Annotated in this window: 18 protein-coding genes and 2 pseudogenes; 14 read left to right on the top strand and 6 right to left on the bottom strand. The window is 56.9% G+C overall.

Translation table 11 applies throughout. The annotated features are described in order from the left end of the window. The first annotated feature begins 283 nt into the window (after nucleotides 1–283). The 3 genes from ACI2KS_RS24600 (at nucleotide 284) to ACI2KS_RS24590 (ending at nucleotide 3,454) form a co-directional block, all read left to right on the top strand. The gene (locus ACI2KS_RS24600) at nucleotides 284–739 is read left to right on the top strand and encodes a MaoC family dehydratase (protein WP_404623608.1); all 456 of its coding nucleotides are present in this window, start codon (nucleotides 284–286) and stop codon (nucleotides 737–739) included. A gap of 139 nt (nucleotides 740–878) precedes the next feature. Next, nucleotides 879–2,603: a C13 family peptidase gene (locus ACI2KS_RS24595; protein ID WP_404623607.1), complete on the top strand. Its 1,725-nt coding sequence runs from the start codon at nucleotides 879–881 to the stop codon at nucleotides 2,601–2,603. 209 nt (nucleotides 2,604–2,812) lie between these two features. Beyond that, complete coding sequence (locus ACI2KS_RS24590; protein WP_404623606.1) at nucleotides 2,813–3,454, top strand: NAD(P)H-binding protein; 642 nt, start codon at nucleotides 2,813–2,815, stop codon at nucleotides 3,452–3,454. 206 nt (nucleotides 3,455–3,660) lie between these two features. Here the strand turns inward: ACI2KS_RS24590 and ACI2KS_RS24585 are convergent, their stop codons facing one another. From ACI2KS_RS24585 to ACI2KS_RS24570, 4 genes are all read right to left on the bottom strand, one after another. After that, nucleotides 3,661–3,951, bottom strand: coding sequence for a YceK/YidQ family lipoprotein (locus tag ACI2KS_RS24585; protein WP_404623605.1), 291 nt, complete (start codon nucleotides 3,949–3,951; stop codon nucleotides 3,661–3,663). Beyond that, on the bottom strand, nucleotides 3,944–4,573 hold the full coding sequence (gene ubiX / locus ACI2KS_RS24580) for a flavin prenyltransferase UbiX (RefSeq protein WP_404623604.1): 630 nt from the start codon (nucleotides 4,571–4,573) through the stop codon (nucleotides 3,944–3,946). Before ubiX ends, ACI2KS_RS24585 begins: the two co-directional genes overlap by 8 nt. Further along, nucleotides 4,570–5,919, bottom strand: coding sequence for a UDP-N-acetylmuramate:L-alanyl-gamma-D-glutamyl-meso-diaminopimelate ligase (gene mpl / locus ACI2KS_RS24575; RefSeq protein ID WP_404623603.1), 1,350 nt, complete (start codon nucleotides 5,917–5,919; stop codon nucleotides 4,570–4,572). Before mpl ends, ubiX begins: the two co-directional genes overlap by 4 nt. Before the next feature lie 238 nt (nucleotides 5,920–6,157). After that, entirely contained in the window at nucleotides 6,158–8,074 is a 1,917-nt protein-coding gene (locus ACI2KS_RS24570) for a sigma-54-dependent Fis family transcriptional regulator (protein ID WP_404623602.1), read from the bottom strand. Between the two features lie 299 nt (nucleotides 8,075–8,373). Between ACI2KS_RS24570 and ACI2KS_RS24565 the strand changes: the two genes are divergently transcribed. Next, entirely contained in the window at nucleotides 8,374–9,894 is a 1,521-nt protein-coding gene (locus tag ACI2KS_RS24565) for an aldehyde dehydrogenase family protein (protein WP_404623601.1), read from the top strand. A 104-nt stretch (nucleotides 9,895–9,998) separates the two neighbouring features. Here the strand turns inward: ACI2KS_RS24565 and ACI2KS_RS24560 are convergent, their stop codons facing one another. Then, nucleotides 9,999–10,205 carry a hypothetical protein gene (locus ACI2KS_RS24560; RefSeq protein WP_404623600.1) on the bottom strand — a complete coding sequence of 69 codons (207 nt, stop codon included), beginning with the start codon at nucleotides 10,203–10,205 and terminating at the stop codon, nucleotides 9,999–10,001. Between the two features lie 377 nt (nucleotides 10,206–10,582). Between ACI2KS_RS24560 and ACI2KS_RS24555 the strand changes: the two genes are divergently transcribed. The 7 genes from ACI2KS_RS24555 to ACI2KS_RS24525 all read left to right on the top strand — a co-directional run bounded on the left by ACI2KS_RS24555 (nucleotide 10,583) and on the right by ACI2KS_RS24525 (nucleotide 16,757). Then, nucleotides 10,583–11,035, top strand: coding sequence for a GNAT family N-acetyltransferase (locus tag ACI2KS_RS24555; RefSeq protein WP_404623599.1), 453 nt, complete (start codon nucleotides 10,583–10,585; stop codon nucleotides 11,033–11,035). Between the two features lie 254 nt (nucleotides 11,036–11,289). Then, the gene (locus ACI2KS_RS24550; protein ID WP_404623598.1) at nucleotides 11,290–11,937 is read left to right on the top strand and encodes a DedA family protein; all 648 of its coding nucleotides are present in this window, start codon (nucleotides 11,290–11,292) and stop codon (nucleotides 11,935–11,937) included. 3 nt (nucleotides 11,938–11,940) lie between these two features. Then, a complete protein-coding gene (locus tag ACI2KS_RS24545) occupies nucleotides 11,941–12,759 on the top strand; it encodes a zinc-dependent peptidase (protein WP_404623597.1) in 819 nt (272 codons plus the stop codon). 108 nt (nucleotides 12,760–12,867) lie between these two features. Continuing rightward, a complete protein-coding gene (gene ppa, locus ACI2KS_RS24540; RefSeq protein WP_404623596.1) occupies nucleotides 12,868–13,395 on the top strand; it encodes an inorganic diphosphatase in 528 nt (175 codons plus the stop codon). Nucleotides 13,396–13,882: 487 nt separating this feature from the next. Beyond that, nucleotides 13,883–14,608, top strand: coding sequence for a helix-turn-helix transcriptional regulator (locus tag ACI2KS_RS24535; RefSeq protein ID WP_404623595.1), 726 nt, complete (start codon nucleotides 13,883–13,885; stop codon nucleotides 14,606–14,608). Between the two features lie 395 nt (nucleotides 14,609–15,003). Then, a complete protein-coding gene (locus ACI2KS_RS24530) occupies nucleotides 15,004–16,209 on the top strand; it encodes a phage integrase central domain-containing protein (protein ID WP_098480867.1) in 1,206 nt (401 codons plus the stop codon). Nucleotides 16,210–16,439: 230 nt separating this feature from the next. Next, complete coding sequence (locus ACI2KS_RS24525; protein ID WP_098480866.1) at nucleotides 16,440–16,757, top strand: hypothetical protein; 318 nt, start codon at nucleotides 16,440–16,442, stop codon at nucleotides 16,755–16,757. Between the two features lie 98 nt (nucleotides 16,758–16,855). Here the strand turns inward: ACI2KS_RS24525 and ACI2KS_RS24520 are convergent. Then, nucleotides 16,856–17,302: pseudogene (locus tag ACI2KS_RS24520) on the bottom strand (integrase); the annotation flags it as partial. Nucleotides 17,303–18,402: 1,100 nt separating this feature from the next. On the opposite strand from ACI2KS_RS24520, the pseudogene ACI2KS_RS24515 reads away from it, so the two are divergent. The 3 genes and pseudogenes from ACI2KS_RS24515 (at nucleotide 18,403) to ACI2KS_RS24505 (ending at nucleotide 25,371) form a co-directional block, all read left to right on the top strand. After that, nucleotides 18,403–20,735: pseudogene (locus ACI2KS_RS24515) on the top strand (N-6 DNA methylase). Beyond that, a complete protein-coding gene (locus ACI2KS_RS24510) occupies nucleotides 20,735–22,108 on the top strand; it encodes a restriction endonuclease subunit S (protein ID WP_098480865.1) in 1,374 nt (457 codons plus the stop codon). Before ACI2KS_RS24515 ends, ACI2KS_RS24510 begins: the two are co-directional and overlap by 1 nt. Next, entirely contained in the window at nucleotides 22,105–25,371 is a 3,267-nt protein-coding gene (locus ACI2KS_RS24505) for a type I restriction endonuclease subunit R (protein ID WP_404623594.1), read from the top strand. Before ACI2KS_RS24510 ends, ACI2KS_RS24505 begins: the two co-directional genes overlap by 4 nt. The last annotated feature ends 76 nt before the right edge of the window (nucleotides 25,372–25,447 follow it).

Below are 25,447 nucleotides of genomic sequence, written 5' to 3'. Positions count from 1 at the left end.
ATTATAAGCACGCAGGCCCACCGGGCTATGGGTCGGTATTCGCAAGCCATCGTGTTCTTGACCAATAACCTGGGGCGTGCTGATCTTCATTCCCGGGATCCTGTAGCAGTCCGGCTCGCCGGCATTAGCGATCTTGAGGACGTCACTGCCGGCAGCCGTGCTGCTAGAGCCAATCAGCGCAAGACCGATGCTGATCAGACGAAGCAATAAAAGAGCCTATAGCTGCACAAGTCCGAAAAAACAAAAAACGCATGACGAAACCGATGTCACAAGGAGAGTATCGATGCCGTATGTACCTGTTGCAGAGCTCAAGCGTTATGAAGGCAAGGAACTGGGAAGTTCTGACTGGCTGACGATCGATCAGGATCGCATCAATTTATTCGCCGAGGCCACTGGCGACTTTCAATTCATTCACGTCGATCCGGTAAAAGCCGCCCAGACCCCGTTCGGCTCGACCATCGCCCATGGCTTTCTGTCGCTGTCATTGATCCCGAAACTCATGGAGTCGCTGCTGGTGCTGCCCGAAGGGTTGAAGATGGTGGTCAACTATGGCCTGGACAGCGTGCGCTTCATCCAGCCGGTCAAAGTTAACTCACGCGTTCGTCTAAAAGTTGCGCTGACTGAAGTGACCGAGAAGAAACCCGGCCAATGGTTGCTCAAAGCCACCGCAACGCTTGAAATCGAAGGTCAGGACAAACCTGCATTCATCGCTGAACCCCTGTCCCTGTGCTTCGTATAAACCTCATAAACATGAAACAGTCGTAACAGACTGTTTCATGAGACTTCCCCGCTGCGGCATACTCGCTGCGGCTGTGTGAGCGACTCGATTCAAGTCCGCGCTTTGATCACGCCGAAACACCTCATTTTCGGGATTTACCATGCGCGCGCTTGCTCCTCTGGCCCTCACTCTTTTGCTCACCGCCTGCGGCGACGGCGAATCGCTATTGCCCGCGGACGCACGTCTGCCCGATGGCGGTCGCTATCGTGGCGATGTGGTCAACGGCGTCCTGCAGGGCAAGGGGCGTATCGATTATCCCAATGGCAGCTGGTATGCCGGGGAGTTCAAGAGCGGCCAATGGAATGGTCAGGGCGAGTGGCACGCGAGCAATGGCGACGTCTATAAAGGCGGCTTTCGCGATGGTCTGTTCGATGGCCAGGGGACCCTGACCACCAGCGGCGGCAGCTACGTCGGCGGCTACAAACTGGGGCGGCGCGAAGGTGAGGGCACGCTCAAAGAGCATGGCATCAGCTATCGCGGCGAGTTCAAGGCCGACCTGTACGACGGCCTGGGCCACCTGGAGCTTGAGGACGGCAGCGAGTATCAAGGCCAGTTTTCCCACGGCAAACCCAACGGCGAAGGCCAGCGCAGCGATGCCGCCGGTAACCAGTTCAGCGGCAAATTCGTCGAGGGTCAGCTGGAGGGCACCGGCAACTTCAACAGCGCCGATGGCGATCAGTACGTCGGCGGCTTCCATCACAACCAGCTGAACGGCCGCGGGCGCTATGAAAACGCCGACGGCGACGTGTGGTCCGGGCAATTCAAGGATGGCGCATTTACCGGCAAGGGCGAGCTGATCGGCTCCGACGGGACCAATTATCAGGGGCAATTCCGTAACTGGCGCTTCGCCGGTGAAGGTCACCTGAAACTGCCCGACGGCAGCCTTTACGTTGGCCAGTTCGACAACGACAACTATCAGGGCGCAGGCGTGCTGACCTCTGCCGATGGCAGCGTGCAGAGCGGCACCTGGGCCAACGGTCAACGTGTGCGCGACGCCCTGGGCAAGCTGTTGCCCGATCCACTGGAAGTGGGGTTGCTGGCTCAAGGTGCGCTGCTGGATAAAGCCCTGGCCGCCGTACCTGCCTCCACGCCCGCCATCGAACTGTACAGCCTGGTCGTGGGCGGCGATGGCAAGCAGAGCGTATTCCTGCGCGAAGCCGATTACGTCAATAAGCTGCTCGCCTCGCGCTTTGGTGCTTATGGGCAGATTTCGCTGGTCAACCACCGCGACCACATGGCCGACCGGCCGATGGCCACGCGGGAAAACATCAGCCGTGCGGTGCAGACCCTCGCGCAGCGCAGCGGAGCGGAAGATCTGATCTTCATCTACCTCACCAGCCACGGCACCCACGAGCATGAGCTGGTACTCGATCAGCCGCGAATGGAACTGTCGGATCTACCGGCCAACGAGATGGCGGGGGTGCTTGCGCCGCTGAAGAACCGCGACAAGATCGTGGTGATTTCGGCCTGTTATTCCGGCGGTTTCATTCCGGCGATCAAGGATGAACATACGCTGGTGATCACCGCCTCGCGTGAAGACCGGGTGTCTTTCGGCTGCTCTGAAGAGGCTGACTTCACGTACTTCGGCGAAGCGCTGTTTGGCAAGGCGCTAGTGGAAACCGATGACCTGCAGCAAGCGTTCAACGACGCCAAGGCTATCGTGGCACAGCGGGAAATCGAAGAAAGCTTCGAGGCCTCCGAACCGCAGATGTGGGCGCCCAAAGCGGTGCTCGCGCGCTGGCAGCAACTGCGCAAAAGCCAGGCGGAACGGGCGTTGAACACGGTCTCCATTGGCCGGGGGTTGAAGGCTGCAGCCAGTCATTGATTCGGCAGACTTCATAGGTCTGTCGCAGTCCGGCTGGCCGGCGGGGGCGCCCTCCAGATCGCTGCCGCCGGCCAGCCGGACTGCTACACGGTGGGTCCAGCGTTACGGCACAGATGAATTTTTCCAGGCTTTTGTGAAACCTGTCCGGTCAGCATGCAGTCTGTTGCGATAGAGCGCCTATGCTTGTGTCGTATCAAGGGAGAAAGGCCATGTACTTGACGCCGCAACACATCCTGCTTGCCGGAGCCACGGGTCTGACCGGGGAACACCTGCTCGACCGCCTGCTCAATGAACCCACCGTCACCCGTGTCCTGGCCCCAAGCCGCAGGCCGCTGGCAGAACATCCGCATCTGGAAAACCCCATCGGCGACTTCACCTCATTGCTGGTCGAACTGGGTGGGCGGGTGGACATTGCGTTCTGTTGCCTGGGCACCACGATCAAGCAGGCAGGCTCTGAAGAGGCTTTTCGCGCCGTCGACATGGAAATGGTCGTGGCCTTCGGCAAACGCGCCCGTGCTTTGGGCGCACGGCATTTGCTGGTGATCAGCGCGGTGAACGCCGATCCCGGTTCGAGCATTTTCTACAGCCGGGTCAAAGGCGAGATGGAACAGGCGCTCAAGGACCAGGACTGGCCGCAATTGACCATCGCCCGCCCCTCATTGCTGATCGGCGAGCGGCAGGACCAACGTCTGGTGGAACAACTGGCGGCGCCCATCGCCAAGCTCATCCCCGGCAAATACGGCGGCATCGAAGCTTGCCACCTGGCCCGCGCGCTATGGCGCCTGGCGTTGGAAGAGCAGGACGGGGTGAGGATTGTCGAGTCCGACGAGTTGCGGCGCTTGGGCAAGTAGCGGTTGCATGAGCGGGTGACAAGCCTGTGTAGCAATCCGGCTTGCCAGCGGTGGCTCTCGCACCCGCCATAATCGTTGCGCCTGGCACAGAACCTGTAGGCGCCGGCTTGCTGGCGAATACGGTGGGGCAGTCAACCGACGGGTCACTGATTCAATTCATTCGCCAGCAAGCCGGCTCCCACCCGTTGACCTGCATGAGTACGGATTTACATCCCGCCCGTCGCCTGAAACCCCACCCCCAACACCGTCAGCACCGACAACGGCAGCAGCACCGTATCCAGCAGCGCGCTGCCCGGCAGATCGAGCATCGGGTATTTCGGGGCCTCGGCACCAAAGCGGTCTTTCTCGCAACAACCGCCTTTGATTGCGTACAGGTCCAGCCGCGTACCGGAATACACCACCGGCGCACCCGGCTGGTTGGCGTCGAGCGTGCGCACCGTCGAACAACCGGTCGCCAGCACCAGGCCAAGGGTCAGGACAAACAGTTTCTTATTCATCGGCGCCAAAGTGATGCTCGCCCCAACGCGGCAGCATGTCCTGAGGGATGTTGAGCAGATTGAGAATCCGCGCCACGACGAAATCGACCAGGTCGTCGATGGTCTGTGGCTGGTTATAGAAGCCCGGGGATGCCGGAAGAATCACGGCGCCCAGGTTGGACAGCTTGAGCATGTTTTCCAGATGGATGCTGGAGAACGGTGCCTCGCGCGGCACCAGAATCAGCTGACGACGCTCCTTGAGCGTCACGTCGGCGGCGCGTTCGATCAGGTTGTTGCAAGCGCCAGTGGCAATCGCCGACAAGGTGCCGGTCGAGCATGGCACAACCACCATGGCGCTGGGCGAACCCGAACCGGACGCCACCGGAGACATCCAGTCCTCTTTGCCATAGACGCGAATCTGCCCGGCCGCCGCGCCGGTGTATTCAGTCAGGAAGGCCTGCATCATCTGCGGTTTGGGCGGCAGGCTGACGTCGGTTTCAGTGGCCATGACCAACTGCGCTGCCTTGGAAATCAGGAAATGCACTTCCCGATCTTCACGCACCAGGCAGTCGAGCAGACGCAGCCCGTATTGCGCGCCGGACGCTCCGGTCATCGCCAGGGTGATACGCTCCGGGCCGCTCACTTGAGCGCCTCGGCCAGCTTGCCGTGCAGGCCACCAAAGCCGCCGTTGCTCATGATCACCACGTGAGTGCCGGGCTGGGCCTGGCTTTTCACCCGCTCGATGATGCCTTCCAGAGAGTCACAGACCACCGCCGGCACCTTGCACTGGGCGGCAGTCGCGCCCAGGTCCCAACCCAGATTGGCCGGCGCGTACCAGACCACTTGATCGGCCTGCTCGACGCTTTGCGGCAGACCGTCGCGGTGGGCACCGAGCTTCATGGAATTGGAGCGTGGCTCGACGATGGCAATGATCGGCAAATCGCCAACCTTCTTGCGCAGGCCATCCAGGGTGGTAGCGATTGCAGTCGGGTGGTGGGCGAAGTCATCGTAGATCGTGATGCCGCGCACTTCGGCGACTTTTTCCATGCGCCGCTTGACGCTCTTGAACGCGCTCAGGGCGCCAACCCCTTGCTGCGGCACAACGCCGACATGCCGGGCGGCAGCCAGCGTGGCCAATGCGTTGGCGACGTTGTGCTGGCCGGTCATGTCCCAGTCCACGACACCTTGGGCGACGCCTTCGAAGATCACCTCGAACTTCGAACCATCCTCACTGAGCAGTTTCGCCTGCCACTGGCCGCCCTCCCCGGTGGTTTGCACCGGTGTCCAGCAGCCCATCTGAATCACACGCTGCAGTGCAGGTTCGGTGGTCGGGTGAATCACCAGACCCTCGCTCGGGATCGTGCGCACCAAGTGGTGGAATTGTCGCTCGATGGCCGGAAGATCCGGGAAGATGTCGGCATGATCGAACTCAAGGTTGTTGAGGATCGCCGTACGTGGGCCGTAATGGACGAATTTGGAACGTTTGTCGAAGAAAGCGCTGTCGTATTCGTCTGCCTCGACCACGAAAAACGGTGTATCGCCCAAGCGTGCGGACACCGCGAAATTTTGCGGCACGCCACCAATCAGAAAGCCTGGCGCCATACCCGCGTGCTCGAGCACCCAGGCCAGCATGCTGCTGGTGGTGGTCTTGCCATGGGTCCCGGCCACCGCCAGCACCCAGCGGCCACGCAGCACGTGGTCGGCTAGCCATTGTGGGCCGGAAACGTAAGGCAGGCCTTTATTCAGGACGTATTCGACAGCCGGGTTGCCCCGCGACATGGCATTGCCCACGACCACCAGATCCGGAGCCGGATCCATGTGCGAAGGGTCGTAGCCCTGCATCAGGGTGATGCCCTGCGCCTCAAGCTGTGTGCTCATCGGCGGATAGACATTGGCATCGGAGCCGGTGACCTTATGCCCCAGATCCTTGGCCAGAACCGCCAGCGAACCCATGAACGTGCCGCAAATACCCAGAATATGAATGTGCATGACCAACCTCTTAAAACATCCGCGCAGGTTAGCTTAGAAGGTGGGGGGTGCGCACGGGGCAATTGAATGGGCTGAGCCCCTGTGCAGGCTCAAGGCCCGGGCGAATCGGTGCGGTGCGCAAACCATTGCAGGCGTGAGCTTGCTCGCGATGACGGTTCATCAGGCACTGCAGCAGTGCCTGATTGGGCAGGATCGCGAGCAAGCTCACTCCTGCAGATGGGGTGGTGTGTCACAGGGCTCAGCGGCTGATCCCATGCTTGCGCAGCTTTCTATATAAGGTGTTGCGGCTGACACCCAGCTCCCGAGCCGTATGGGTCATGTGCCAGCGCTGGGTTTCGAGCATCGCCACCAGCGCTGAACGCTCGGCGCAGTCCAGTGGCGAGTCGCTGGCTTGGGGTGTTTCGGGCCGCTGAACCGCGCCCTGACGAATCAACGGCGGCAGATCCGCCAGGCAGATGCGCTGCTCTTCGCACAACGCCGCCAAGGTGCGAAGTACATTGCGCATCTGCCGAACGTTGCCCGGCCAGCCGAACGCCAGCAGCGCTTGCCTCGCGGATGGCTCGATCAACACGACATGCCCGCCCGCTTCTTCTTCGAGCAAAAAATCCAGCAGTTGCTGCTTGTCGCTGCGCTCGCGCAACGGCGGCAGGGCGACTTCCAGACCATTGAGTCGGTAATAAAGGTCTTCACGGAAGCTGCCGTCTTCCACTCGGCCGAGCAGATTCCTGTGGGTCGCGCTGATGATTCGCACATCCACCGATTGCGGTTCACCGCCAAGCGGCACCACCAGACGGTCTTCCAGCACCCGGAGCAGGCGTGTCTGCAAGGCCACCGGCATGTCGCCAATTTCATCTAGGAACAGCGTGCCGCCATCGGCCTGCTGCAACTTGCCGCGCATGCCTTCCTTGCGCGCGCCCGTGAAACTGCCACCGCGATAACCAAACAGTTCGCTCTCGATCAGGCTTTCCGGGATGGCCGCGCAGTTCAACGCCACAAAAGGTTTATCCGATCGCTGGCTGGCCTGATGCACGGCCTTGGCAAACGCCTCCTTGCCAGAGCCGGTTTCGCCATTGATCAGCAACGGCACGTCACGTTCGAAGACTTTCAGGGCGCGGCGAAATTCGCTCTGCAACCCAGCGTCGCCCAGGCAGATACCGCTCAACGAAGGCTGTACCGCCGCTTTGCTGACGATCGGTGGCGCAAATTCTGTCGGGGCACAATGCGATTGCCCACGTAACACGGCAAAGAATCCGCGCCCGTCCCGCGTGCGCAACGGCCAGCTGGCTGCCGCATCCGGCGCTGCGCGACTGAGCAGTTGATCGAGCGAGCAGTCGAACAGCGATTCAACCGGCCGGCCAATCAGGTCATCGCGGTTCAGGCTCAACAGGTTCAACGCGCTTTGATTGAGCGCTTTGACGCGGCCCTCGGCATCGAAAGCCAACAGCCCTTCGCTGAATAGCCCAACCGAACCGGCCTGCAAATGAAAACGCAGCAGCCATTGATCATCGAAGTGGCGCAGAAAGTAGCTGCTTTCAATCATCTTCGCCGACAGGTTGACCAGCGCCATGGTGTGGAACTGGCTCTGCCGCGAGACATCGTGGCGTGCGGAGGACACGTCGAGCACCGCCAGCAGGTCGCCATGGGGATCGAATACCGGACTGGCCGAACAGGTCAGCCCGGTGTGCCGTCCGCGAAAGTGCTCGTTGCGGTGAATGGTCACCGACTGGCGCTCGACCAGACAGGTGCCAATGCCGTTGGTGCCCTCCCGCGCCTCGCTCCAGTCCGCACCCAGCCACAGGCCGGCACGCTCGAAGATCTTGCGCTCCCCGGGTTCGGTGACGCAGTTGAGGATCACGCCCCGGGCATCGGTCAGCAGTACCGCATTGCCGCCGGCAAGCTGCTGATGGAGGCTGTTCATCTCGCCGCCGGCAATGCTCAGTACCTGCTGCAGCCGTTCGCGGCTTTCCAGCACGCGCGCATGTTCCAGCACGGTCGGCGCCATCGCCTGGGCGGGGTCCAGATGATAGTCCTCAAGGCAACGCAGCCATGAGCGCGCAATGGAGGGATCGGCGTCAGGCCCATACAGGTGATGTGCCTTGCCTTGTGCAACGGTCAGGACTTGCCGGGCATGTCGAGTCAGATGATTGCTTTGCACTTCTTATTATTCTCCACAGGAGTTGCCGACCAGCATCCTCCTCGGATCCGGGCATTGCAATGCTTCCAAAGGCGCAACCCGCTGGGCTGTCCCACTTTCGATACACAGTGTCACGCTGACTGCGCCGAAGCTGGCACATGGACCTCCACCAAGGCCCTGATTTTACGCCGAACCCCCGATAAACCGGGCACCGAACGGCAATGGCCCGAGCTTTGCTCTACGCTTTGATCAAGCGCAGCCATAACCATTGAAGCCGTGCGTTATCCCCACACAATCACAAGAGCAAGGAGATATTCACCATGCGTTATGCCCATCCCGGTACTGAAGGCTCGATCGTTACCTTCAAGACCCAGTACGGCAATTACATCGGTGGCGAGTTCGTGCCGCCGGTCAAAGGCCAGTACTTCGAGAACACCTCGCCCATCACCGGCGAGCTGATTGCCACGTTTCCCCGCTCAACCGCCGAAGACATCGATAAAGCCCTGGACGCTGCCCACGCCGCTGCCGATGCGTGGGGCAAGACCTCCGTTCAGCAACGTTCGCTGACCCTGCTGAAAATCGCCGACCGCATCGAGCAGAACCTGGAACTGCTGGCGGTTACCGAAACCTGGGATAACGGCAAAGCCGTTCGCGAAACCCTTAATGCCGACATTCCGCTGGCGGTCGATCATTTCCGCTACTTCGCCGGCGTACTGCGGGCGCAGGAAGGCACCGCCGCAGAAATCGACGGCAACACCGTGGCGTACCACATTCATGAGCCGTTGGGCGTGGTCGGCCAGATCATCCCGTGGAACTTCCCGATCCTGATGGCCGCCTGGAAACTCGCGCCAGCACTGGCGGCCGGTAACTGCATCGTGCTCAAACCGGCCGAGCAGACTCCGCTGGGTATCACTGTGCTGATGGAGTTGATCGGCGACCTGCTGCCAAAAGGCGTGCTCAACGTGGTGCAAGGTTATGGCCGCGAAGCCGGTGAAGCCCTGGCCAGCAGCAAGCGCATCGCCAAGATCGCGTTCACAGGCTCCACGCCCGTGGGCTCGCACATCATGAAACTGGCAGCTGACAGCATCATCCCGTCCACCGTGGAACTGGGCGGCAAGTCGCCGAACATCTACTTCGAAGACGTGATGCAGGCCGAGCCGGAGTTCATCGACAAGGCTGCGGAAGGCGTGGTGCTGGCGTTCTTCAACCAGGGCGAAGTCTGCACCTGCCCGTCGCGCTGCCTGGTCCAGGAGTCGATCTACCCGCAGTTCATGGAAGCGGTGATGAAGAAGGTGCTGAAGATCAAGCGTGGCGACCCGCTGGACACCGAAACCATGGTCGGCGCACAGGCCTCGCAGCAGCAGTTCGACAAGATTCTTTCCTACCTCGAGATTGCTCAGGGCGAAGGCGCCGAGCTGTTGACCGGCGGCAAGGTCGAGAAGATGGAAGGCTCGCTGGCGACCGGTTACTACATCCAGCCAACGTTGCTCAAAGGCAACAACAAGATGCGCGTGTTCCAGGAAGAAATCTTTGGCCCGGTGGTCAGCGTGACCACCTTCAAGGATGAAGCCGAAGCCGTGGCGATCGCCAACGACACCGAGTTCGGCCTGGGTGCCGGTCTGTGGACCCGCGATATCAACCGCGCCTACCGCGTGGGGCGCGCGATCAAGGCCGGTCGTGTGTGGACCAACTGCTACCACCTGTACCCGGCACATGCCGCGTTCGGAGGCTACAAGAAGTCGGGCGTAGGCCGCGAAACCCACAAAATCGCGCTCGAACACTACCAACAGACCAAAAACCTGCTGGTGAGCTACGACATCAATCCACTGGGCTTCTTCTGATAAACCCGGTTGTTCGATAACCAGCGGCCTCTTTGGAGGCCGTTTTTATTGCAATCCGATAAACCAAAGCCTGTAGAAGCCGGCTCGCTGGCGAATGCAGTGTGTCAGTCGACATCTGTTGTGACTGGGTCGCCGCATTCGCCAGCAAGCCGGCACACGGCCTGCGGCCAGATGCCGAACATCATGTGCCGCGCCAGCGTGATGCTCGTTCCCACGCTCCGCGTGGGAATGCCGCCCGTGATGCTCTGCGTCACCCACCAGACGACGCAGAGCGTCTGGCCAGGTGCTACCACGCGGAGCGTGGGAGCCATCAACGCTTCCTGGTGAGCGATCGCCGGGGTACATCAACTGAGCCGGCTTACGGCCAAAAGCCGAACATCATGTGCCGCGCCAGCGTGATGCTCGTTCCCGCGCTCCGCGTGGGAATGCCGCCCGTGACGCTCTGCGTCACCCACCAGACGACGCAGAGCGTCTGGTCAGGTGCTACCACGCGGAGCGTGGGAGCCATCAACGCTTCCTCGTGAGTGATCGCCGGGGTACATCAACTGTAGGGGTTGAGGGTGGGCGTACCGGAATTTCGACTTTGGATTGCGCTTTGCAAACCGCTTAGGCACAGTCAGGGCGTCTGTGCCAGCACCAGGCGCGCCCTCCCCCTTTCATGAATTGACAATGAAGCTGAGGCCCAACTATGCGGATCATCCAAGCCACCCTGGAGCACCTGGACCTACTAACCCCCCTGTTCGTCAAATATCGCGAATTCTATGGCGAGCTGCCTTTCCCTGATTCCTCCCGCGCCTTTCTGGAAAAACGCCTGCGCCGAGACGAGTCGGTCATCTACCTGGCCTTGCATGACGAAGACGACAGCAAACTGCTGGGCTTTTGCCAGCTGTACCCCAGCTACTCCTCGCTATCGCTCAAGCGCGTGTGGATCCTCAACGATATCTACGTCGCCGAAGACGCCCGCCGCCAGTTGGTGGCCGATCACCTGATTCAGAAAGCCAAGAAGATGGCCCGGGAAACCCAAGCCGTACGCATGCGGGTCTCTACCAGCGCCAACAACGACGTGGCGCAAAAAGTCTACGAATCGATCGGGTTTCGCGAAGACACTCAATTCAAGAACTACGTGCTGCCGATCAATTGACCCGTCAGCACACTCTTCCACTGTAGGAGTGAGCTTGCTCGCGATTGCATTCGTTCAGAGACAACCCCGTTGACTGACACAGCGCAATCGCGAACCAGCTCACGCCTACAGGGCTGCGGGTGATCAAGACCAAATGTTTCAATCGCCTTCCCGGGCCAGCAACATCCGGTTTCTTCCCACTATAATGCGCGCCATATCACCGCAACCTATCGACCCGCACGACCCGGACCGGGTCTCACATTCAGGTGCCGCACATGGATTTCAACCCGATTGACCTTATTCTTCACCTGGACGTCTATCTCGACTTGCTGGTGACCAATTACGGTACCTGGGTCTATGCGATTCTGTTTCTGGTGATTTTCTGTGAAACGGGTCTGGTGGTGACGCCTTTCCTGCCGGGCGATTCGCTGCTGTTCATCGCCGGCGCCGTGGCCGCGGGCGGTGGTCTGGACCCAGTGCTGCTGGGTTGCCTGTTGATGGCGGCGGCGATTCTGGGCGACAGCACCAACTACGTCATCGGGCGCACGCTGGGCGACAAGCTGTTCAAGAATCCCGATTCGAAGATTTTCCGCCGCGATTACTTGAGCAAGACCCACGAGTTCTACGAGCGTCATGGCGGCAAAACCGTAACCCTGGCGCGCTTCCTGCCGATCATCCGCACCTTCGCCCCGTTCGTGGCGGGCCTGGGCAAGATGCCTTACCTGCGCTTTGTGGGTTTCAGTGTATTGGGGTCGATCCTCTGGGTCGGCGGGCTGGTGACCTTAGGTTACTTCTTCGGCAATATCCCGTTCATCAAGAAAAACCTGACCCTGCTGGTGCTGGCAATCATCCTGCTTTCGCTGCTGCCGATGATCATCGGCCTGGTGCGCAGCCGCAGGGGCCGTTCCGCCGAAGCGCGCTGAGTCATGTGGTCACTGGGCGGCTGGCTCAAACGCCGTACGCTGGCGCGCAATCCCGTTGACCCGCAACTGTGGGAGCGGGTCCGCCAGCGTTTGCCCATCCTCGACGGCCTGAGCGTCGAGGAGGATCGCTACCTGCTCGACAGCTGCGTGCTGTTTCTGAAGTCCAAACACCTCACGGCACTGGAAGGCGTCGATCTGGACGACGAATCGCGGCTGTTTCTTGCAGCCCAGGCGCAATTGCCGCTGCTGGCACTGGGCGACCTGAACTGGTATCAGGGTTTCCACGAAATCATTCTCTATGGCGACGATTTCATCAGCCCGCAGAAGCACCGCGACGCCAGCGGCGTGGAACACGAATGGGATGGCGAACACAGCGGCGAGGCCTGGTCGCAAGGCCCGGTGATCCTCGCCTGGCCGGGTGTGTTGTCGAGCGGCGGCTGGGAGGCCTACAACCTGGTGATCCACGAGTTGGCGCACAAGCTGGACATGCTCAACGGCGACGCCAACGGTCATCCGCCACTGCACAACGACATGCGCATCAGCGAATGGACCGCAGCCATGCAGAGCGCCTTTGATGACCTGAACCGCCAACTGGATGCCGACCCCGACGCTGAAACGCTCATCGATCCCTACGCGGCGGAAAACCCCGCGGAGTTTTTCGCCGTGACCAGCGAGTACTTCTTCAGCGCCCCGGATTTGCTGGTCCAGGCCTACCCGGACGTGTATCGGCAACTCAAAGCCTTCTACCGTCAGGACCCACTCGCCCGGCTGACGGCACTTCAGCACGAAAACCCGGTCTATCAAGCTCCTACCAACGTCTAGGGTCCGATTGGCGCGCATGGCAACCGTTGCCGAATGTGCCTATAATCCGGCCCACTTTTTGGCGTTGGACGCCAGATTCTGAATGGTCAACCAAGGGGGCAAAGCCCAATGAGCTACAGCAAGATTCCGGCCGGTAAAGACCTGCCGAATGACATCTACGTCGCAATCGAGATCCCGGCCAACCACGCGCCGATCAAATACGAAATCGACAAAGAAAGCGACTGCCTGTTCGTTGACCGTTTCATGGCCACCCCGATGTTCTACCCGGCCAACTACGGTTACATCCCCAACACCCTGGCTGACGACGGCGACCCCCTCGACGTGCTGGTCGTGACCCCTTACCCGGTTGCTCCAGGTGCGGTCATCCGCGCCCGTCCAGTCGGCATCCTGAACATGACCGACGACGGCGGCGGCGATGCCAAAGTCATCGCAGTCCCGCACGACAAGCTGTCCCAGCTGTACGTGGACGTGAAGGAATACACCGATCTGCCGCCACTGCTGATCCAGCAGATCGAGCACTTCTTCGCGAACTACAAAGACCTGGAAAAAGGCAAATGGGTGAAGATCGAAGGCTGGGCCGGTGCTGATGCCGCCCGCGAAGCGATCACCAAATCGGTCGCTGCCTACAAAGGCTGATCCGATTCGCCGCCTGCGAAGCGCCCGCCGCTTCGCAGGCGGCATGCTTTACCCGCATTCACAGCCTCGCCCATCTTCCACTGCACCGCATTCGCACCACTGCCCCCGCCTGTTCTGCACCTGCACTGCGCTCGCGTTGCAAGTTTTTCACCCTTCGGCCCAGCGCAAAGTGTTTAAAACAACTCCTCTCAAACAAATCGTTTAACCGATTAAAGCGTTTTGCACGCTGCAACATCAAATAGACCACCGCGACCCCACTCGATTGTATTGCGAGCGCTCTAGACTGCAGACTCTAAACGCCAGCGCTGACCTGGCCTGCCTTACAGCAACTTCGAGCATTGTTGATGCAAAACCCAACAGTGAAGGAAACAACCTACAAATTCGGTAGATCGGTGTAATCCCTACAATCCATCACAAGTTTGAAACCGCACTCATTTGAACGCTTCGTTCATTTAAACAAACTTGAACCCCCCGTAAACTTCCGGTCATGAATACATCAGGTGATCGACTACGCGTCCTTCTGCGAGAGTGCCATCTCTCTGCAACCGACTTCGCCGCCAACCGCAAGGTGACGCCGCAACACGTGAACAACTGGTTCAAGCGCGGCATTCCCATGGCGCGCATGGAAGAAGTCGCAGAACTGCTGAGCGTCAACGTGCGCTGGCTACGCAGCGGCGAAGGCCCCAAGCACCCCGGGGACAGCCGCGACATACACGTACTGTCCGGCATGGGAACATCACGCAGCGATCGCAGCAGCGTGCGCGAAGAACTGGAAATGCCGGTCTACACCGAACTGCAAACCCAGAGCCCCGGCCGTACCGCTGTCAGCGAAATACCCAACCACAAGATCCGCATCGCCCGGCGCGTCCTCGAGGCCATGGATGTCGAACAACACAATGCCATCTGCGTGGCCATGGTCGGCAACAGCATGGCCGACAAGATCCAGGACGGCTCGCTGATCGGTGTCGACCGCGGACGGGTCCACGTCATCGACGGCGAAATGTACGCACTGGAACACGACGGCATGCTGCGCGTGAAATACCTCTACCGCCTCCCCGGCGCAGGCCTGCGCCTGCGCAGCCACAACGCCGGGGAATACCCCGACGAGCTGTTCAGCGCCGAACAGATCCAGGAACAGCACATCCACATCCTGGGCTGGATCTTCTGGTGGTCCACCCTCAACAACCGCCGCCATCCGGCCACAATGCCTTGAGCAGCAGCAACGCAAACACATCAAGGCTGGGCAGACTGCGTGAACATGAGTATCCTGCACGCCTTCGTTTCAACACCCACCGGCTACCCGCCGATGAGTGCTCGACCAGGTAAAGTCTCCACGACCTGCCTCGTCTACCTGACAAGCGCCTCTTCGTAGCGCGCACTTTTGCGGATGGGTGCGATTAGCCAAAAACTAACCAAACCCGTCACCGAGAAGCCGGCCACAAGCCGGCTTTTTAATGTATTTTTGAAAGCTATTCTCATCTACCAAAATCCGCGAGAGCCTTGCTAGATCAAGGGTTTCAGCCTATTTTTGTTCCTGTGACTTCCGTTTTGATCCGAGGCGTTCCACGCGCAAGTGGGGGAACAAGTGGGGGAACAGAGGGCGAAAAAATGGGCAAACTGACCGCCAATCAAATCAAAAATCTGGTTGAGCCTGGGACGTACGAAGACGGTGAAGGGCTTCGTCTTTTGGTGAAACCCTCAGGACGAAAAACCTGGGTGCTCCGCTTTCAATTGAACGGCAAACGCAGGGAGATGGGTCTGGGGAGCTACCCTCAGCTCAACCTGAAAAAAGCCCGCGCAGCCGCCTATGAAAATAAAGTCCAGATACTCAATGGCACTGATCCACTCGCGAAACGACAGGCTGAACAAGTCGCTCAGCGGGAGGCCGCACGCCGGGAACTGGCGCAGCTGATTACCTTCGAGAAGCTGGCCTCTGACTACCTAGACGCCCATGGATCAAGCTGGTCGGAGAAATGGCGCAAGGGCTGGCTGAGAAAACTCGAGCTCTATGCTTTCCCTACAATAGGGAAGCAGTCAGCTGATCAGATCGAGACCAAACATCTGATCAAGACCCTGCAACCACTATGGTCAACCAAAACGCGGACGGCTGACGAGGTTCGTGGGCAAATCGAACAGATCCTCGATGCTGCTAGAGCGCGAGGACTTCGGACAGGCGAGAATCCGGCTCGCTGGCGCGGTCATCTGGAAAATCTGCTCAGTCGCCACGAGAAGAAAAAAGCTCGCAAACGCCAGCACCATCCTGCATTGAAATGGCAGGACCTACCGAAGCTTATGGATATATTGCACAAGGATCCCAGCCACGTTTCAGTCGCGGCTCAATTGTTGATCCTAACTGGCGCCCGTTCGCATATGGTCCGATTCGCACGCTGGGACGAATTCGACCTTGAGACTGGTCGCTGGTCTTTACCCGACGAACGAATGAAAACGCGCCAGGCTTTCGCGATCCCGCTCGCACCCGAGGTCATCTCAATGTTGAAGGGTCTTCCCAGGCTCGCCCGCGAGAGCCCTTACGTGTTTCCGGGGCGCGGCCGCAGCGGCGTGATGCATGCCAACGGGATTCGTAACCTCCTGCACGGGCTCGGCTATGAAAGCATCACTCGCCACGGGTTTCGTTCGACCTTCCGCGACTGGGCAGGCGAGCAGACCAGCATTCCCAGAGAAATTTGTGAACTGGCGCTGGCTCATGATGAGCGCGGGGAGACCGAAAGCGCGTATTCCCGTTCTGACTTCTTCGATAAGCGTCGTGAGCTGATGGAGCTGTGGGCGCGGTACGCCACCTCCGAGAAGACTTAATACAGGCCAGAAGGCTCAGAGTGAGCAGGATTGTGGACTGCTGCATAACGTAGTTTGGAAGAGGGTAGACAGTGCGTGACGGCAATCGTAAATGCACGCTGCACGCGATAAACAATGCAGTCACCGAAGCATTTTGTAACAAGCCCAAGCGTCAGCCCACTTGAAAATTGGATCCAGTGCCAGCAGTTCAATACTACCCCAATTAGTGGGCATTCCTCGGCGCATTGCAAATGACCACCTCAAACACGCTAATCAAGATCAAACCCAGCAATCTCTACTACACCGACTATAGCGAAACGGCTGTGAAAGGGGACGATCCAAAAAAGACTGCCGAAGATGCTGACCGTTTCAGCAGAAAAGAAAAATATGAGGTGGTCGACATGATTAACTCAATTGGCTGGAAAGATAACAACAATACGCTCAAAAGCCTCCTGATCGTGGAATGGATGATTCATGAAAAGCTTCCGGGTACAACGCAGGGACGCGCTAAAGTTCAAGCTTGGATTTATGCTAATTACGCAGCCTTGTCGAAGGACTATCCCCGTTAATACCAACATGCTGAATTCCCTCAGTTCATTTTTTGATCTGGAGGATTTAGATGGTATGGACCAACGCTTCAGCGTGACTCCGAAAAACAGCGTAAGCCGCAGAGCACCTCGACGATCCGCTTAACCTGTTCACGATCCTGGCCTTGCGGGGATGCTGTGCGGACGACCGTGCGCTGCAGTCCTAAAGCCTTGCTCAGACTCGACACCTTCACAGACTGATCACCGCGAAGCGCGGCGAGGGTTAGGTTTACGCTGGACAGCCGGTTTTGTGCGGTCGCGATGGCCAAGGAACCTTGTTCAACTTGGTTTCGGGGATGGCCGGCGTAATCCAGTAACGCCTGCCGATCAATTAACCAAGCATCTTTAAACCCCGGCCCGTCCTCTGATCGACACCAGCGTACAAACGCCTGCCAGCGATCACTGTGCGCCTTGACCATGCCGTAATGCCCGCCGCCAAATAGGTCGCGCAATGCCTGCGGTCCGGCATAACTCAGCTGCCGGCCATAGCCAAAATCAAGCCCATCGCGTCTACCTACCAGTACCATGGTCAAATTTCTCCCGAAGCCGAGCCTTTAAAACCTTCCCCACGTCATCCCGCCAAGAATGTTGAGTGTTATCAGGGATCAAGGCCCCTGCGACCTGTGAGGGTTGTCCACTAACGCGGGACTGGCGGCTCTTTACGACCGGGAGCTTGGGCATCTCATGATCTGGCCTCCTGAGCACTTCCGAGGAAGTGGGCGGGTGGAGGCTGCATTGGCTGACGAGACCAATGCAGCGAGATCCTGAGTCAGGTGAAGGCAGTGAAGCGAAGACCGGGGCATGCCTGACTGTCAGTCAGGTGCAGTCCATCTCGTGGGCTGCGGCACCATCATCTGCATCGCTGTTGCGGGTGACTACGGTGTTTGTCACGCCGATTGTCACGAGGGGGAATGCCGCAAAGCCTTGTACGAGTTGGGCTGCAGCAGCGGTAGGAGCGCCCGTCTCTTTCCAGGAGAAAGAGACGGGCGCAGGTTGGCGCAAGGAAATGGCCAAGCGGATAGGTTGCTGCAAAGCAGCTATGAAAGGGGAAAGTTGCCGCAGTGGGCACACTGGTAAAAGTAGGCATCCATCACATCGCTGTGAGCGTGCGAGCCGCCGGACGCTAATCGCACTTTGGGAGAACCACCACGGTGTGGCGTAGCCTTGAAGGTTCGGGCTACCTGGGCTGCTGTCAACGACAGCGCTTTGCCCGATCTTTTCTACGCCTGTGGATAATTCGGGTCAAGGCTCGAATTTTCGAGAGTTCTGCGGCTGTGGATGTAAATATCCACCGGTGGAAATCAGTGGTTTTCCACAGACAGTTGCGCGGGCTTTAGATTTTTTAAGTGAGGTCCATCCAAGCAGGGCGGCTTTGCAGCCCCGCTTGGATGGACCCGCATGGAGAAGCGGACTGCGGTGATCTCACAGGCTTACCCACATTTGGATGCGCCACGGCTATTTTTAGGGTGGTGATCGTCACCTCCCTGCCCCGGAACCTATGGAGTGGAAATATCCAACTGAGGCCATCACCGCTCGCTTTCGTTGCAGCATAATGCGCCCCAGTTAAATTCATCACCGAGCTGCGCGCTGATTCAGCAGCTTTCGAGCACTACAAGGACTTCAGAATATGTCGCAAGCCTCCAACAATCTGGCCGCTTTCATCTGGTCATTGGCCGATTTACTCCGTGGGGATTTCAAGCAAAGCCAATACGGTCGGATCATTTTGCCGTTCACCTTGTTACGGCGTCTTGAGTGCGTGTTGGAGGTGAGCAAGGCCGCGGTGTTAGCGGAGTATGCGCGCGTTCAGCAACTCAACATCTCCGAAGAAGCGCAGGAGAAACTGCTCCTGCGCGCTAGCGGCGGGTTGTCGTTTTTCAATACCTCGAAAATGGATTTGTCCAAACTTGGTGAAGGGGGGATCAAGGCTAACCTGGAGTCGTACCTGCAAGGCTTTTCCAAGGATGCTCGGGAGATTTTTGAACACTTCAAATTCACCGAGTTCCTCGGCCAACTCAACGATGCCAATCTACTCTATAAAGTTGTGCAGAAAGTTCGGCAGACAGACCTAAGCCCCTTAGCTGTTTCCAACCACGACATGGGCCTAGTGTTTGAAGAGTTGATCCGCCGCTTTGCCGAAGGCTCGAATGAAACCGCCGGGGAGCACTTTACCCCGCGTGACATCGTGCGCCTCACCACCTCCCTGGTGTTTATGGAAGACGATGATGCGCTGACCAAACCCGGCATCATACGCACCATCTACGACCCTACGGCTGGTACGGGCGGTTTTCTCTCTTCCGGCATGGAATACGTGCATGAGCTGAACCCGCAGGCGGTGATGCGAACTTATGGTCAGGAGCTAAACCCTGAGAGTTACGCCATTTGCAAGGCTGACATGCTGATCAAAGGGCAGGACGTAAGCAACATCAAGCTCGGCAACACGTTGTCGAATGACCAGCTGTACGGCACTGAATATGACTACATGCTCTCCAACCCCCCCTTGGTGTGGACTGGAAGAAGATCGAGCAGGAAATCAGCGACGAGCACACGCAAAAGGGTTTCAGCGGTCGCTTTGGTGCTGGCTTGCCACGGGTTAGCGATGGCTCGTTATTGTTTCTGATGCACCTGATCAGCAAGCTACGCGACGGATCGCAGGGCGGCGGACGGATCGGCATCATCCTTAACGGCTCTCCGTTGTTTACCGGCGGTGCCGGCTCTGGCGAATCGGAAATCCGCCGCTACATTCTCGAGGCCGATTTGCTCGAAGCTATCGTCGCACTGCCCACCGACATGTTCTACAACACCGGCATTTCGACCTATGTCTGGGTGCTGTCGAACAAAAAAAACCAGGAACGTAAGGGCAAGGTGCAGCTAATTAACGGCGTGAACCTTTGCGGCAAAATGCGCAAATCTCTTGGCTCAAAGCGCAATGAAATGGATGAAAGCGATATCACCACAGTGATCCGCGCCTTCGGTAGCTTTGCTGCCGTCGATGCCTACGAGCTGGACAAACAAGCCCCACAAAAAAGTAATCGTGGCCGCCAGGCTGCCAACCCGAAAGTTGAGTCTGCTAAGACCTTCGCCAGCAAGATCTTCAACAGCTATGAGTTCGGCTATCGCCGCATTAGCATTGAGCGCCCGTTACGGCTGTCCTACCAGTTCAGTGACGCACGTGTAGATGAATGTCGCTTTGCCCCTGGTGTCATAAACACCGCCATGAAATGGCTCTACCAAGAGTACAGCGCCGTAGAGGGCGATAGCTGGAGCGACGATGACACCTGTAAGCGTTACGGTGACCTGAGCGCACATGAAGACTCCATTCGTCGTTACTTCAAACTGCACTTCCCCGACCTGAAAGAGAAGCACATCAAAGATTTGCTCAATAGAACAACATGGCTGGATCAGAAGCGGCTCTTAGCCAAGGCACAAAGCCTGCAGGCCAGCATCGGCGCTGCCCAGCACGACGACATGAACACCTTTGATGATGCGATCAAGACCGCCTGCAAGCAACAGGGTATTGCCCTGGATGCCAAAGACAAAAAACAAATCATCGATGCGGTGAGCTGGAAGAACCCAGAGGCCGCCAAGGTCATCAAGAAAGTTCATAAAACCAAAGCCAATCCCCTTTATGGCCTGTTTGCCGTCGACGGCGAGGTGCTGGAGTACCAAACCGACAACGAACTGCGCGACAACGAAAACGTCGAGCTTGACCCGAACCAGAGCGTTAACGCCATTAACGAGGCCTACTTCCTTAAAGAAGTAAAACTGCACGTGCCTGATGCCTGGATCGATGCCAGTAAGAAAGATGCGAAGGATCAGCAAGTCGGCATAGTTGGCTATGAAATCCCCTTTAATCGCCATTTTTTCCAATATCAACCACCGCGGGATTTGCCGGAGATTGATGCAGATTTGGATTCTGTCTCCGCTGAGATTATGCAATTGCTACAAGAGGTGCATTCGTAATGGTGGTGCAATATAAACCGTATTCAGAGTACAAGGTTTCGGAGGTCGAGTGGTTAGGATTAATCCCGGCTCATTGGCACTCTACAAAAATCAAATATGGATATGCCATTACGCTTGGTAAAATGCTGCAGAAAGAAATGAAGGCTTACACTGATGAATTCAAGCCGTATTTAAAGGCAATAAATATTCAACCGCAAGGTATCTGGCTGGATTCAGTTGAAAACATGTGGTTCTCTCAGAGCGACATGAGATCATTAAAATTACTTAATGGCGATGTACTCATAAGTGAGGGTGGTGATGTAGGCAGGGCTGCTATCTGGAGGAGCGAGCTGCCTGAATGTTATATCCAGAATGCAATCAACAGAGCTAGACCTCTAAGAGGCATGTGTTCTAGCTTCTTGTATTACTGGATGGCCATGCTTAAGTCATCTGGCTTCATAGACATTCTTTGCAATAAGGCTACCATTGCTCACTATACGGCTGAAAAGCTAGAGTCCAGCCCGCTGTTTATCCCCCCCTATAAAGAAGCAAGATTTATTTCAAGCTTCCTTGATCACGAAACCGCCAAAATCGACACCCTGATCGAAAAACAACAACAGCTTATCCAGCTACTAAACGAAAAACGTCAGGCCGTGATTAGCCATGCCGTCACTAAAGGCTTGACCCCCAACGCCAAGATGCGCGACTCGGGTGTTGATTGGCTGGGAAATGTTCCGGAGAGTTGGACGATTTGCCGCATTAAACAAGTGGCCAGACTAGAAAGTGGACATACGCCAGATAAGAAAATTGAGGCGTACTGGGTGGATTGCGATATACCGTGGGTCTCTCTCAACGACTCATCTCAACTAAAAAAAGTCGACTACATAAGTGATACTGCATTTTATCTTAATGAAAAAGGCATAGCCAACTCTTCAGCTAGAAAGCTTCCTGAAAGATGCGTGGTTTTTACTAGAGATGCAAGCATTGGCTTGGCGGCAATAACTACAAGGGTTATGGCTGTATCGCAGCATCTTATTGCTTGGATATGCAACGAGGAAAAAGTCGTTCCTGAATATTTGTTGCTTGTTTTTTACGCAATGGAAGATGAACTTGAGCGGTACACCCTCGGTGCAACCTTAAAGACAATTGGTATGCCTGACGTGAACAAACTGACTGCTGCCTTCCCTAGTATTGAAGAGCAGAAGCAAATTATTTATCATGTATTTAAAGCCAGGGAGAAGTTTGATCTATTGATTGCGAAAGCTGAATATGCAATAAAAATCATTAAAGAGCGCCGAACCGCCCTAATTTCCGCAGCTGTTACCGGCAAGATAGATGTCAGAAACTGGATCACACCAAAAGAAACTCAAACCAACAAGGAAGTAGTCGCATGAGTGTATTGGGTGGAGGCAAGGCTAACGAGCTAACGTTTCAGAACGACATTCTCAAGCATCTAGTAGCCAACGGCTGGCTGTTGGGCAAGGCGGAACACTACAATCGTGAATTGGCCTTGTACCCCGAAGACTTGCTGGGCTTTGTTCAAGACACCCAGCCTGAGCAGTGGCAAAAATTCTGCGCACTCTACCCCAGCAACCCCGAACAGAACTTTCTCGAGCGGGTCGCGAGCCAGCTAAGTAAAACCGACCCCAATGCTGCCAGTAAAGACATGCGTACCTTCGGCACACTGGGCGTGTTGCGCCATGAACTTCGCCATCGTGGCACCCGTTTCAGCCTGTGCCAGTTCAAACCTGAACACGATCTAAACCCCGACACCTTGGCTTGCTATGCCAAGAACCGCTGCCGTGTCGTACCTGAGGTAGTTTATTCACCCAGGGCAAGCCAAGAACTTCTCGAACAAACAGGCACCAAGGCCAAAGCTTGGCGGATTGACTTGGTGTTGTTTGTAAATGGCTTACCGGTCGCCACGCTGGAGCTGAAATCAGAATTCAAGCAGGCCGTGCAAAGCGCTATTAAGCAATACAGAACCACGCGCTTTGCGACGGACCCTGTCACCAAAAAGCCCGAGCCGCTGCTAACCTTCAAGCGTGGTGCTCTGGTGCATTTTGCCGTGAGCCAGTACGAGGTTTATATGGCCACACGCCTCGAAGGCGCGGAGACCTTTTTTCTACCATTCAACAGGGGCACCACTGTCGGCGGTGCCGGCAACGATGTGCCGGCAGACATTAATCAATACGCAACTGATTATCTATGGAACGAGGTCTTGCTCCCCAGCAATCTACTGTCGATTCTCGGGCGCTTTGTGCATCTCCAAATTGAAGAGAAAGAAGATTGGGAAGGCCGTAAATACAAGAAAGAAAGCCTGATTTTTCCGCGCTACCATCAGTGGGACGTGGTGAATAAACTGGTGACGGCGGCCCGTACTGAAGGCCCCGGTCATAAGTACCTGATCCAGCACAGCGCCGGTTCCGGCAAGTCCAACTCGATTGCCTGGATCGCGCATCAGCTGTCGGCACTGTACGACGCGCAGGGCCATAAGCAATTTAACTCAGTGATTGTGGTGACGGATCGCACCGTGCTGGATGATCAGCTGCAAGACACGATCAACCAGTTTGAACACGTCGATGGCGCGGTTGGCCGCATCAATAATCAGGAAGGTGACGGTTCCAAATCGGAAAAGCTCGCCGCAGCGCTGGAAAACTCGCAGCCGATTATTATCGTCACAATCCAGACCTTTCCCTATGTGCTGCGCGCCATCGAAAACAGCGTCAGCCTGAAAGAGCGCAGCTACGCGATCATTGCTGACGAAGCCCACTCCTCGCAAACCGGCTCTACCGCCCGCCAGCTAAAAGAAGTGCTGATGATTGAGGCCAAGGCTGATGGTGAGGACGAACTTAGCACCGAGGACATTCTCGATGCCGCCGTGGCTTCACGCCGCGTGTCGAAAAATCTCAGTTACTTTGCCTTCACCGCTACGCCGAAAACCAAGACGCTGGAGCTGTTTGGCCGTTTGCCCAAGCCCACTGAGCAGCCCTCTAAAACCAATAAGCCCGCGGCCTACCACGTGTACAGCATGCGTCAGGCCATTGAAGAGGGTTTTATTCTCGATGTGCTGAAGAACTACACCAACTACAAAGTGGCCTACAACCTGGCGCAAAAAATCGACAAGGCTGATCAGGAGGTCGAAAGCAAGAAAGCCAAGGTCAAGCTCAACCAGTGGGTGCGCCTGCACGAATACAACATCGCGCAAAAGGTGCAGGTTATTGTTGAGCACTTTCGCAACAACGTGATGGGCCTGTTGGGCGGTCAAGCCAAAGCCATGGTGGTCACCAGCTCACGCAAAGAGGCCGTGCGATACAAGCTGTGTTTCGACAAATACATCGTCGAAAGGGGCTACCAAAAAATCCATGCCATGGTGGCATTCTCCAGTGAGGTGGAGTTCACAGAGAAAGACCCAAATGCGGTCGCGTTACTCGGCAACAAATACACCGAGAGCAACATGAACCCCAACCTCAAAGGCCGCGATATGCGCAAAGCCTTTGATAGCGATGATTATCAGGTGATGATCGTTGCCAACAAATTTCAGACCGGCTTTGACCAACCCAAACTCTGCGCCATGTACGTGGACAAAAAACTCGGCGGCGTCGAGTGCGTGCAGACCCTATCGCGCTTGAACCGTACGTATCCCGGCAAGGCGGACGTTGGCACGTTCATCCTGGACTTCTTCAACGAGCCGCAAGACATCCTCGACTCGTTCCAGCCGTACTTTCAGACGGCAGAGCTGGCAGATGTTTCCGATCCAGACTTGATCTTCGATTTGTTTGAGAAGCTCAACGCGGCGGGCATTTACAAGTCCAGCGAGGTTGAGCAGTTCTCCGCAGCCTTTTTCATCAAAAACAAAAGCAATGCGGCGATTGCCAACATTTGCAAGCCTGCGGTCGAACGCTGGACGAAACGCTACAAGTTGGCGGTTGATGCCTACGCACACTCGAAAGACATATTTGAGAGAATCAAAAAGACTCAGGATGCAGTGTTGATCGCCAACGCTGAAAACGACCTGAAGGAATGCAAGCAAGCCAAGGACGCCCTGGACATTTTCAAAAAGGATCTGGGCACCTTTGTGCGTTTCTATGAATTCATGTCGCAGATCGTCGATTACGATGATAAGCAGCTGGAAAAGCTCAGCCTGTACGCACGCAATCTAAGCCCAATGCTGCGTGAAGCCGCTGTGGATGAGGATGATATTGACCTCACTGGTGTCGTGCTCAGCCATTACCGCGTTTCGAAAATACGCCAGCAAGACCTGAAGCTAAAAGAAGACTCGCCCGACTATAAGCTCGTGCCAGGTGAGGGGCTTGGATCAGCGGCTGCGAAGGACAAAAAGGAAGAGCTGCTTTCACAGATATTAGAACGGCTCAATGAGCTGTTTGTGACGGACCAACTGACTGAAAAAGATATGGTAAATTACGCCTATACCATCCGTGACAAGGTCAGTGAAAACCAGTTAGTTATGCAACAACTGGCAAACAATACTCCCGAACAGGCATTGCTTGGAAACTTCGCCAATGCGGTTGATGACGCGATTATGGACAGTGGCGATGCCCACCAGAACCAGATGATGCAACTACTCTCTGACCCTGCTAAGGCCAGTAAATTTGCCAGAGTGGTTTTCGACTTACTTAAGCTGGCAGACCAATAATCGCATGTCCCACCGCAGGTGGGACTTTCTCCAGACTAGAAAAGAGATACTGACTGTAGGTGCTACTGAACAAGTA

It is taken from the genome of Pseudomonas sp. NPDC087358 (assembly GCF_044900785.1).
Lineage (GTDB): Bacteria > Pseudomonadota > Gammaproteobacteria > Pseudomonadales > Pseudomonadaceae > Aquipseudomonas.
The sequence above is the reverse complement of the archived record's forward strand: the minus strand, read 5'-3'. Positions and strand labels throughout refer to the sequence as shown.

Coding starts and splice junctions, on each gene's coding strand:
- ACI2KS_RS24600 (WP_404623608.1), top strand. CDS start 284: ATGCCGTATGTACCTGTTGCAGAGCTCAAGCGTTATGAAGGCAAGGAA.
- ACI2KS_RS24595 (WP_404623607.1), top strand. CDS start 879: ATGCGCGCGCTTGCTCCTCTGGCCCTCACTCTTTTGCTCACCGCCTGC.
- ACI2KS_RS24590 (WP_404623606.1), top strand. CDS start 2,813: ATGTACTTGACGCCGCAACACATCCTGCTTGCCGGAGCCACGGGTCTG.
- ACI2KS_RS24585 (WP_404623605.1), bottom strand. CDS start 3,951: ATGAATAAGAAACTGTTTGTCCTGACCCTTGGCCTGGTGCTGGCGACC.
- mpl (WP_404623603.1), bottom strand. CDS start 5,919: ATGCACATTCATATTCTGGGTATTTGCGGCACGTTCATGGGTTCGCTG.
- ACI2KS_RS24565 (WP_404623601.1), top strand. CDS start 8,374: ATGCGTTATGCCCATCCCGGTACTGAAGGCTCGATCGTTACCTTCAAG.
- ACI2KS_RS24560 (WP_404623600.1), bottom strand. CDS start 10,205: ATGGCTCCCACGCTCCGCGTGGTAGCACCTGGCCAGACGCTCTGCGTC.
- ACI2KS_RS24555 (WP_404623599.1), top strand. CDS start 10,583: ATGCGGATCATCCAAGCCACCCTGGAGCACCTGGACCTACTAACCCCC.
- ACI2KS_RS24550 (WP_404623598.1), top strand. CDS start 11,290: ATGGATTTCAACCCGATTGACCTTATTCTTCACCTGGACGTCTATCTC.
- ACI2KS_RS24545 (WP_404623597.1), top strand. CDS start 11,941: ATGTGGTCACTGGGCGGCTGGCTCAAACGCCGTACGCTGGCGCGCAAT.
- ppa (WP_404623596.1), top strand. CDS start 12,868: ATGAGCTACAGCAAGATTCCGGCCGGTAAAGACCTGCCGAATGACATC.
- ACI2KS_RS24535 (WP_404623595.1), top strand. CDS start 13,883: ATGAATACATCAGGTGATCGACTACGCGTCCTTCTGCGAGAGTGCCAT.
- ACI2KS_RS24530 (WP_098480867.1), top strand. CDS start 15,004: ATGGGCAAACTGACCGCCAATCAAATCAAAAATCTGGTTGAGCCTGGG.
- ACI2KS_RS24525 (WP_098480866.1), top strand. CDS start 16,440: ATGACCACCTCAAACACGCTAATCAAGATCAAACCCAGCAATCTCTAC.
- ACI2KS_RS24510 (WP_098480865.1), top strand. CDS start 20,735: ATGGTGGTGCAATATAAACCGTATTCAGAGTACAAGGTTTCGGAGGTC.
- ACI2KS_RS24505 (WP_404623594.1), top strand. CDS start 22,105: ATGAGTGTATTGGGTGGAGGCAAGGCTAACGAGCTAACGTTTCAGAAC.